The sequence below is a fragment of the Flavobacterium seoulense genome, from assembly GCF_000695795.1.
GTDB classification, from domain to species: Bacteria; Bacteroidota; Bacteroidia; order Flavobacteriales; family Flavobacteriaceae; genus Flavobacterium; species Flavobacterium seoulense.
Genome location: NZ_JNCA01000005.1, coordinates 24,550 through 35,031, shown reverse-complemented (window position 1 = coordinate 35,031; position 10,482 = coordinate 24,550). Strand labels below are relative to the sequence as shown.

The 10,482-nt window shown below is 32.0% G+C and carries 7 protein-coding genes; 3 read left to right on the top strand and 4 right to left on the bottom strand.

Features of this window, described 5'->3' with window-relative positions:
• Together FEM21_RS16125 and FEM21_RS02960 are read right to left on the bottom strand one after the other, a co-directional pair.
• On the bottom strand, window positions 1-4,062 hold a 4,062-nt coding region (locus FEM21_RS16125; RefSeq protein WP_051627467.1), incomplete at its 3' end, for an Ig-like domain-containing protein.
• A gap of 27 nt (window positions 4,063-4,089) precedes the next feature.
• Window positions 4,090-4,653 (bottom strand): hypothetical protein, encoded by a 564-nt coding sequence (locus tag FEM21_RS02960; protein ID WP_152547359.1) that lies wholly within the window; start codon window positions 4,651-4,653, stop codon window positions 4,090-4,092.
• Between the two features lie 500 nt (window positions 4,654-5,153).
• Between FEM21_RS02960 and FEM21_RS02955 the strand changes: the two genes are divergently transcribed.
• Genes FEM21_RS02955 through FEM21_RS02945 form a run of 3 tightly spaced genes read left to right on the top strand, consistent with a single transcriptional unit; the run spans window position 5,154 to window position 8,631 of the window.
• On the top strand, window positions 5,154-5,639 hold the full coding sequence (locus FEM21_RS02955) for a SixA phosphatase family protein (RefSeq protein ID WP_035657605.1): 486 nt from the start codon (window positions 5,154-5,156) through the stop codon (window positions 5,637-5,639).
• Window positions 5,640-5,643: 4 nt separating this feature from the next.
• Complete coding sequence (gene ppk1, locus FEM21_RS02950) at window positions 5,644-7,716, top strand: polyphosphate kinase 1 (RefSeq protein WP_035657603.1); 2,073 nt, start codon at window positions 5,644-5,646, stop codon at window positions 7,714-7,716.
• A gap of 24 nt (window positions 7,717-7,740) precedes the next feature.
• Window positions 7,741-8,631 (top strand): Ppx/GppA phosphatase family protein, encoded by an 891-nt coding sequence (locus FEM21_RS02945; protein ID WP_035657601.1) that lies wholly within the window; start codon window positions 7,741-7,743, stop codon window positions 8,629-8,631.
• Between the two features lie 24 nt (window positions 8,632-8,655).
• Here the strand turns inward: FEM21_RS02945 and FEM21_RS02940 are convergent, their stop codons facing one another.
• Together FEM21_RS02940 and dnaX are read right to left on the bottom strand one after the other, a co-directional pair.
• Window positions 8,656-9,036 (bottom strand): DNA polymerase III, encoded by a 381-nt coding sequence (locus tag FEM21_RS02940; RefSeq protein WP_236353505.1) that lies wholly within the window; start codon window positions 9,034-9,036, stop codon window positions 8,656-8,658.
• A gap of 242 nt (window positions 9,037-9,278) precedes the next feature.
• A complete protein-coding gene (gene dnaX / locus FEM21_RS02935; RefSeq protein ID WP_035657596.1) occupies window positions 9,279-10,364 on the bottom strand; it encodes a DNA polymerase III subunit gamma/tau in 1,086 nt (361 codons plus the stop codon).
• Window positions 10,365-10,482: the final 118 nt, after the last annotated feature.

The window sequence follows — 10,482 nt, the reverse complement described above, 5'->3', positions numbered from 1 at the left end:
TGTGTGCGGCCCTACCTGATCTTCTGTTTTTAATAATCCGCCGGCCCCCGCGAGCTCCCCCTCTCTATTCGTCGGCAGCGTCAGATGAGTATAAGCGACAGCATCACCACCGGCTACTGCACCTGTTACCACAGCAGTAAGCACAGGATTTTGTTCCCCGTATACTTTTGATTTATTATCAGCAGTAACAGTTACTGCTTTAGGTGAAACAGTTACTTTAGCAGTTTGAGTTTCTGTTTCTGTGCATCTACCTTTTAAGATAGCACGATAAGTATAAGAACTCATCCCAACTGTTGGTCTAGTTATATTTAATGTAGCTGTTGTAGCGTTAGAATAAAAACTATCATTTGTAATATTAACAAAACCAGATCCAGTATTTACTTGCCATTGGTAAGACGTAACATTTGTAGCACTAACGGTAAAACTAGCATTATCTCCATAAGTAATGTTTTGATTTATTGGTTGAGTAGTTATAACAGATTTAGGATGAATAGTTACTGTAATTGCTTTTTTAGTACCAATACAGGAATTGTTTATGCCTTCAGCTACATAATATGTGAATTCTCCTGGAGTGGTTGTTAAAGGAGTTATTGATGATTGAGGAGCTGAATTTTCAGAAGTATAGTAATATAATGTATAACTAGGATTAGTTGCTGTTGCAGTTAATGGTTGAGCAGTAGTTCCTTCACAATATTCAACATTGCTTGCAGTAGGAATACCTGCAGCAGGGTGAACAGTCAAAGTAACCGCAGTACGAGTTAGACTAGAACAAGTTCCATTAGAAGCTTGTGCATAATAAGTTTTAGTACCAACCCCAACTTGAGTAGGATTAGCTACAACATTTCCAACTGTTGCTGCATCATACCATGTAATTGTTCCGCCAGTAGCCGTAGCAGTTAAAGTTTGATTTGGATTTCCATCAGAACAAACAGTTTGGTTACTAGCTGTAGGAGCCGCAGGAGTTGCAGGTTGCGCATTTATAGTTACGCTAGTTGCATTAGAAATACATCCGGCAGCTGATTTAGCCGTTACTGAATACGTTCCAGGAGTTACATTTGAGAATGTCGCACTGCTTACATAATTTGAACCATTAATGCTATAAGTCATTCCAGTTCCAGTAGGAGCAGTAATAGTAATTGTTCCAGTTGCTACAGTACAAGTTGGCTGTACCAAAGTTGTAGTCGGAGCCGCAGGAGTTGCAGGTTGCGCATTTATAGTTACGCTAGTTGCATTAGAAATACATCCGGCAGCTGATTTAGCCGTTACTGAATACGTTCCAGGAGTTACATTTGAGAATGTCGCACTACTTACATAATTTGTACCGTTAATACTATAAGTCATTCCTGTTCCAGTAGGAGCAGAAATAGTAATTGTTCCAGTTGCTGTAGTACAATTTGGCTGCACCAAAGTTGTAGTTGGAGCTACTGGTTTAGCATTAACAGTTACTACAATTGGAACTTTTGGTCCAATACAAGCATTAGATTGTCCTTCTGCAACATAATAAGTAGTTTCTCCAACGGTATCAGTAAGAGGTGTAATTGATGATTGTGCTGATGAAGTAGTACTTGTGTAATAGTATAATGTATAGGCATTATTAGTTTTCGTGGCTGTTAATGGAACAGCAGTTTCACCCATACAATATTTTACATTTGAGACTGTAGGTGATGAATTAATACTTGTAACATTAATTGTAAATTCAAAATAACAACCACTAGTTACTCCTGCAGGAATAGCATAGTAAGTTTTAGTACCTACTGTAGCTGGAAAAGGATTACTAGTAGTATATTGATTAGTTTTTGCAAGTGAATCATAAAATGTAGATCCTGGAGGAAAAGCTCCAGCTACATCAGAAATAGGAATTGTAGCTCCTGCATTACAAAAAGTAAAGGCAATAACCGGAGGAGTAGACTGACAATTGTTATTAACAAAATCTGTAGCATTGATATTGGTTACAATAGGGGCTGCTATTGCATTTCCCTGACAGCTACCACTTGTTGAATATCCTTGTATAAATGATTTGTCAGTGATATTTACATTTGAAGTAAATCCTGTTCCAGTCATCAAACCATTAACAGAAAGAGTATTGCTGCAATTAGCATTTTTAAGCAAAGTACAATTTTCAGTTACTTTAAATTTAAATGTAAGTTCAGCTAAAACTGTATCCGGATTAGCAGGTAATGGTAAAGAACCAATATTCCAAACAATTGAACCATTTGCACCAAGAGTAGGATCAAATGTTAAACTGTTTGGACTAGGTGCCGGAGTAAAAGTAATATTTTTGGTAGCACTATTAGCGACATAAGTTGCATTATAAGGGACAGGAATAACTATTTTAGAATCCTTAATAATTTCTGTTCCTTTGTTTTTAATTTGAACTTTGTACCCTAATTCTTGACCTGGCAATGCAGTATAAGGCCCGCTACCTACCACAGGACTTCCGTTAATTGTTGTAGCGGTAATAGTACCTTCCATTTCCGGTACATAGGCATCTACAGACATTGCTAACGCAAAAATAACATAAGTATCTTGAATAGATCCGTATCTAAATTTTGTTGATGTTTGATTATTTCCAATTATGGTATTTCCTGCATTTGGAATTTTAAACATACTAATATCCAGTCCTGTATTATTTAACAGATTTGGATTTCTTGTATTTCCACCCGTTTGTATAGAAGAATTAAAGAAATTAGCTGTTGAATTTCCTGAATGACTAAGATCTTGATAATTTGAAGTATTTAATTTTTGTATTTGAAAATAATCACCAATTATATTTTTATCTCCTTCACCCGCTACTAATCCTAATTTAATACCTACATCACCTGTTTGTACAGCATTAAAACCAGTAACATCAATATCATAACTAGCGGTTAAGTTTCCTGTTACATAGGCATGACCATCAAAGACGGTTATGTCCCTGTTTTTCATGTTGGAGTTTTCATAAATTACAATCATAGACCAACCACCATAGTAACCGGTACTACCACCATCTCCTTCTACTAAAGCAATATCAGCCGCAGTATATTCACCTATTCCTCGGCTTTTTACAAAACTGGTCACATCAGCATAAGCGGAATACATAAAACCATCTGAAGTTGTTGGATAATAAATTTCACTATTATTTCCGTTTTGGCTTGCAGAGATGATGGTATAATTGGTATCACCAGGTCCTTTTAATGAGATTTTAGTTTTGTCATAAGTCTTTGTTACTGCTGTTGGTACATTAGCAGTTCCTGAAACATTAACATCTGCAAACGAAGTTGATCTAGTATTGTTACTACTCAAAGTAACACTTGCATCTCTTATTAATTTTTTAATTTTTATTGTAACTGTACCATCAGTAATTTCATAAGGAGTGCTTAATACTGCTTCTGTATTTGAAATACTTTGTAAAGAAACATTTTGAGCTGTAGCTCCATTGACTGAAAGTGTTACTTTATTCGTATTACCGGTGTTATTATTATTATAAAAATTAAATACATAAGTATTCCCATTTCCTGAAAAAGTATATATAGGGCTTCTATTGTTGTTATTATTTCCAGGATCATTTCTTGAAACAGTTAATGTGTAATTTGTATTTGTAATTGAACCATCATGCCCAACTGTAGAATTATCATTAACAGTTTGTGTACTATTTACTGTTTTAGTTACTGAAAAAGTATTATTACTTGAACTTCCATTAGAAGCTCTACCAGTCCAGTATAAACCGGCAAAAACAATGTTAGAGCAATTAGAAGCTGCTCCATCATCAGTAGGTAATGCTAATGTTGAAGAAGAAGAGTTAAATGTATTTGAATTCCCATCAACATCAACATACACCATTTGATTATTTGAATTGTCAAGATTATCAAAATAGGTCGATAGTGTTAAATTGGTATTTCCTATTAACGTAAAATCACCTTTCACTTTGTAATTTTTAGTGAAAGGAGCTGTAGAAGAAGCTCTTTGTTTAAAAGGGACTCTAACTTGGGCATCAACTTTAAATAAATTTCCAAGCAAAACAATACTAATTATTAGTAAATAAAGTAAAGCGGAATTTTTGGTTTTAGAGTAGAGTTTATTCATGTTTTCTAGTTTTTGTAGATGATACAACTATTCTGCTTCTGCTATTTGATATAAAAGAGTGTATTTTTCTGTATTATTAATAATCATATTACTAATATTTTGTTCACTAATATTTATTCCGGAAAAAATATAGATGTATTTTAATTTTGGATAATTAGAAAAAATAGAGAGATCTATTTTAGTGTTGATATCACTAGATTTTTTAATGTTAATTCTAACAATTTCAATATTATTAGAATCTATAGTATTACTTTTTAGATAATTTAAAGAAGCTATATCAAAGAATAATGCAGTATAGTTTTCTCCAAATGTTTTCATCGTATTTTCATTGATATAAATGATTGAATTTGGTTTATTAATTAAATCATCTAATTCTTTATACTCTGAAGCAGAAGTTGCCTTTAATTTCGAAAGAAAAGAGTTTAATTCATTGATATCTTTAGAATTAGTTGCTTGCGCTATACTACTTTGAAAAGAAAATAAAACTAAAAAAAAGATTATAGTTTTTAGAACTACTTCTATTTTCCAATTTTGGATATTAAACCTGTTTAATTCCAAATTTAGTGAGGGGGTTTTAGAAAAGTTTTTCATGTTAGATTTATTTGTAGTTTTCTTTAGTTAATTTTTTAATAGGCTAAAATTATTTATATATAATATACCTTGTACTTTTTCTCTTTCAACAACCTAAATACTCGTTAAAAAGCACTTTTTATTTGTGAAATAAACCTTAAAAATTAGTTAACTGTTATTTTAATCTGTTTTAAATTAAAAAATGTTCTTTTGCTATTCAAGATTTTAAAATGAATTATTGCAAAAAATTAGATTGATGTTTTTTAACTCAATTTCTCATCAAATTTAGTGAAGTAGAAAATAAAAAACACGATTAAGTGTAAATAAATACGTTTAAATGTGTTAAAAATTAACATTTGTATTTTTTTTATTACAATATTAATTTATAGCAATTTTATTTTTAAAAAAAAGAAACAAGCGTTATAAGCTTTTTTAAATTAAGGATTAAAAATTTATTTGAAGATTAATTGTATCTTTCTAATAAAAGAGATTTAAAAAGTAAAGTTTAAAAAATTTAGCTTATGAAAAATTTAATTCTAATCAGGCATGCAAAATCCAGTTGGGATTTTCCGTTAAAAGATATTGACAGACCGCTTGAACAAAGAGGGATGAAAGATGCTCATTTAGTGTCATCAGCTATATTTAATTATTTGCCACAAACGTTTATTATTTGGAGTAGTATTGCAAAAAGAGCTTCGGATACGGCTGTTATTTTTGCTCAGAATATTTTGTACCCTATAGAAAATATCGTTTTCAAACCCGAATTATACACTTTTGATGAAAAGAAATTAGAAGAAATTATTAAATCTTGTGCTAATACATTTGATAGTGTAATTCTTTTTGGGCATAATGCTGCAATTACAAATTTTGTTAATAAATTTGGAAATGAATATATCGAAAATGTCCCTACCAGTGGCTTTGTTTCGCTTGAATTTGACACTGATAACTGGGCTGAAATTAATAAAGGAAAAACTAAAAAAATAATAATTCCAAAAGATTTAAAATAACAAAATGTTGGATCAAAAATATATTGATAGAGAAAAAAGTTGGTTAGCTTTTAATGCCAGAGTACTTCAGGAAGCCGCAGACGATTCGGTTCCATTATTAGACAGATTACGATTTTTAGGTATTTTTTCGAATAATTTAGACGAATTTTTTAGAGTTCGTTTTGCTGCCATTCGTCGATTGAGTTTGTCAGGAAAAACAGGAGAGAAAATTTTAGGAGGAATTTCGGCACAACAATTAGTCAAAGATATTACTGAAATTGTAATCCAGCATCAAACCGAAAGTTTAGCAATACTTCGAGAAATAGAAACAAAATTGGAAACTGAAAATATCTTTATCATTGACGAAAATGAAATTTCTGAAGAGCAGGAAATCTTTTTGAAAGACTTTTTTATCCAAACTTTAAGTCCGGAACTGGTTACAATTATCTTAAATGATTTGGCCGAATTTCCTTTGTTGAAAGATAATATAGGCTATTTGGCAGTAAAATTAGTCATGAAAAAAGACGCCGAAGTGCATTATGCTATCATAGAAATTCCAAAAACAATGAACCGTTTTGTTGTATTGCCTTCTAAAGACAGTAAAAAATATGTTATTCTTATTGATGATGTAATCCGACATAATCTTAAAAGTATCTTCAATATTTTTGATTGCGAAAGTATTTCTGCCCACATGATCAAAATTAGCCGTGATGCGCAATTAGATATTGATAGTGATTTGAGTAAAAGTATGCTCGAAAAAATATCAACCAGTGTAAAAGAAAGACGAATAGGTGAGCCTGTGCGTTTTATTTATGACCAATTGATTGAAGATGACACGCTGCAATTTTTCTTAGACAAAATGAAAATTGTCTCAACTGATAGTATCATTCCTGGTGGAAGATACCATAACAGAAGAGATTATATGGATTTTCCTAATCTGGGCAGATTTGATTTATTGTACAAAAAAAACCTGCCGTTGCCTATTCCTGGACTTGATTTAGAAAGCAGTATTCTGGAAAAAATCAGTAAAAAAGATTATTTGTTACATGCACCTTATCAATCATTTTCTTATTTGACTAAGTTTTTAAGAGAGGCTGCTTTAGACCCAAAAGTAACCACTATAAAAATTACTTTGTACCGATTAGCTAAAAATTCGCAAATTATTAGTTCGCTGATAAATGCTGCTAAAAACGGAAAAAAAGTGACTGTTCAAATAGAATTACAGGCTCGTTTTGATGAAGCTTCGAATATTTCGTATGCGGAACAAATGCAAACAGAAGGAATTGATCTTATTTTTGGTATCAAAGGACTAAAAGTACACAGTAAAATATGCGTTATTGAGCGAATTGAAAACGGAAAAAATAAACGTTATGGCTTTATTTCGACAGGAAATTTCAACGAAGCAACAGCCAAAATTTATACTGATGTGACGCTTTTTACAAGTCATCAGCAAATTTTAAAGGATATTTCAAAAGTATTTGAGTTCTTTAATATCAATTATAGAGTGCATCGCTACAAACATCTTATTGTTTCACCACATTATACGAGATCCAAGTTTTACAAATTTATTGATCGCGAAATTTCTCATGCAATGGCTGGTAGAGTTGCTTATATGAAATTGAAAATGAATAGTTTGTCAGATTTTGATATTATTGATAAATTGTATGAAGCCAGTAAAGCTGGTGTTAAAATTCAGTTAGAAGTAAGAGGAATTTGCTCTTTGATTCCCGGAATTAAAGGTTTAAGCGAAAATATCGAAGCCATAAGTATTGTTGATAACTATCTGGAACATTCAAGAGTGTATATTTTTGGAAACGGAGGTCAAACCGAAGTTTATATTTCTTCGGCCGATTTTATGACCCGAAATTTAGATGGGCGTGTCGAAGTAACTTGTCCAATTTATGATCAGGATATCAAAAATGAATTAATTGAAAACTTTGATATCGGATGGAAAGGAAATGTAAAAGCACGTTTCCATTCGTACAAATTAGATAATAAATACCGCGCTAATGATGGCAAAAATATATTTAGAGCACAATTAGAAACCTATAAATATTACCAAAGAAAAGTAGGTTTGTTAGAAGAAATTAGCATCTAAATATTGATAAAATAAAAAAAGAGAATGATTAAAATTAAAAAATATGCCGCAATCGATATTGGATCAAATGCCATGCGATTGTTAGTTGTCAATATTGTTGAACAAGAAGGAAAAGAAACCCAATTTAATAAAAGTTCGTTAGTCCGTGTGCCTATTCGTTTAGGTCAGGATGCCTTTACAGTAGGAGAAATTTCGACTGAAAACATTGATCGAATGTGCGATGCTATGAAAGCATTTAACCTTTTAATGAAAGTTCATAAGGTAGAATCTTACAAAGCTTTTGCCACTTCAGCCATGCGCGAAGCTTATAATGGTAAAGAAGTTGTGGCTCTTATCAAGAAAAAAGCTGATATAAAAATCGAAATTATTGATGGAAAAAAAGAAGCAGCCATTATTGCTTCAACTGATTTACATCATCTATTAAAAACAGATAAAACGTATTTATTTGTTGATGTAGGTGGTGGTAGTACCGAATTTACATTGTTTTCTGATGGAAAAATGGTAACCTCAAGATCGTTCAAAGTGGGTACTGTACGTTTGCTTAATGAAATGGTTAGCGATATTGTTTGGCAGGAAATCGAAAAATGGATAAGAACAAACACTGCCGATTTTGATGAAGTTACCTTAATAGGATCTGGTGGAAACATTAATAAATTATTCAAAATGTCAGGCAAAATGCAGGACAAACCATTGTCCTATTTATATGTTAATTCGCAATATGCCTTTTTGAATTCATTAAGCTACAATCAAAGAATTTCCGAATTAGGATTGAATCCTGATCGTGCCGACGTAATTATTCCTGCGGTTCGTATTTATCTTAATGCAATGAAATGGAGTGGAGCCAGAAATATTTATGTTCCTAAAATCGGACTTTCTGATGGTATTGTAAAAGCAATGTATTTTGGAAAAATCTAATTTTTAGATAAAAAAATACTCAAATTAAATATTTAAATCTAATCCAAATGTTGTTCTTAACAGATCAATATTTGGATTTATTTCATGTAAACGATTGTATCGATCCTGATCATTTAATGCTTTTTTGATAGCTACATTTTCATTTACAATTATGTCAATAGTAACATTATGATTGTGTAGATGACCTCTAAGATGACCTAAAAGTCCATTCATTTCTTTTTCGAAATCCAGTTTCGAGCCTTCATTTGGTAATTCAATACTTATGGTTGTTCCGTTTAAAACCGGATCATTAATAAGGAGTAAAGATTCCATAATTCTAAAACCTTTATCCCCAAGTCTCTTAGCATAATTGTTCCATTGTAGTAACATCTCAGTTTCTGTAAAAGCTTCAGTTGGCAATTCCACAGTTTCTCTTACAACTACTTTTTTGTTGTCTTCTAATGCTTTTTTGGCACGAATACTTGATAATGATAATGCCGAAAATTGAGGTCCGGTAGTTGCTGGTTCTGTTTTTTTTGGAACTTCAGGAGATGGAACTGCTGAGGGATTTTCTTTTTGGGTATTTGTCGGATTAACGACTTTATTTTCAACAGTTTTAGTTTGTTCTACTATTGAATAATCGTTTTTTCTAAAATAAGTAGGCGGAATTATAAAGGACTCAGCTTTTTTTTTTCTCCATCAAAAGTGATAGAGGCTAGTTGCATTAAGCAAAGTTCAACCAGTAAACGCTGGTTTTGACTCAGTTTGTATTTTAAATCACATTCATTTGCAATAGCAATTCCCTGCAAAAGAAATTCCTGAGAACATTTTTGAGCCTGAACACCATACATTTTTTGAGCTTGCTCACCGGCTTCTAATAAACTTAAAGTAGAAGGTGTTTTACTTACCAATAAATCTCTAAAATGACTAGCTAATCCGGCTACAAAATGGTGAGCATCAAATCCTTTTGAAAGAATATCATTGAAAGTAACTAATAAATCAGGGATTTTATTCTCTAATATTAAATCAGTTACACTAATATAAGTTTCATAATCAAGAACATTTAAATTCTCGGTAACTGCCTGACGTGTTAAATTTGTTCCACAGTAAGAAACTACACGGTCAAAAATAGACAAAGCATCACGCATTGCACCATCAGCCTTTTGAGCAATAATGTGCAAAGCATCATCTTCAAAAACAATATTTTGACTTTTAGCTACTTCTGCCAAATGTTCTTTAGCGTCTTTTACGGTAATTCTTTTGAAATCAAATATTTGACAACGCGATAAAATCGTTGGAATGATTTTGTGTTTTTCGGTCGTAGCTAAAATAAAAATGGCATGTTTTGGTGGTTCTTCTAATGTTTTAAGGAAAGCATTAAAAGCCGCCGATGACAACATGTGCACCTCGTCAATAATATAAACTTTGTATTTTCCGGTTTGTGGTGGGATACGAACCTGATCAATCAAATTACGAATATCGTCTACAGAGTTGTTTGATGCAGCATCGAGTTCGAAAACATTAAAAGCAAAGTCTTCGTTAGGATCATCATAACCGGGCTGATTGATTTTTCGGGCCAGAATTCGGGCACAAGTAGTTTTTCCAACACCTCTGGGACCGGTAAATAAAAGTGCAGAGGCAAGATGATTATTATCTATAGCATTCAATAAAGTATTGGTAATCGCTTTTTGCCCCACAACATCATTAAATGTTTGCGGACGATACTTGCGAGCCGATACTATAAATTGTTCCATAGAAATTTTATTCGAAAGCAAATATAGGGTTTAATTTAATGATTGAAAAATTAAAAGATTAAAAGATTTTTTAGAATTTATTAGTGATTTGATTTTCTGTTATTTTTAATTTTTAAGA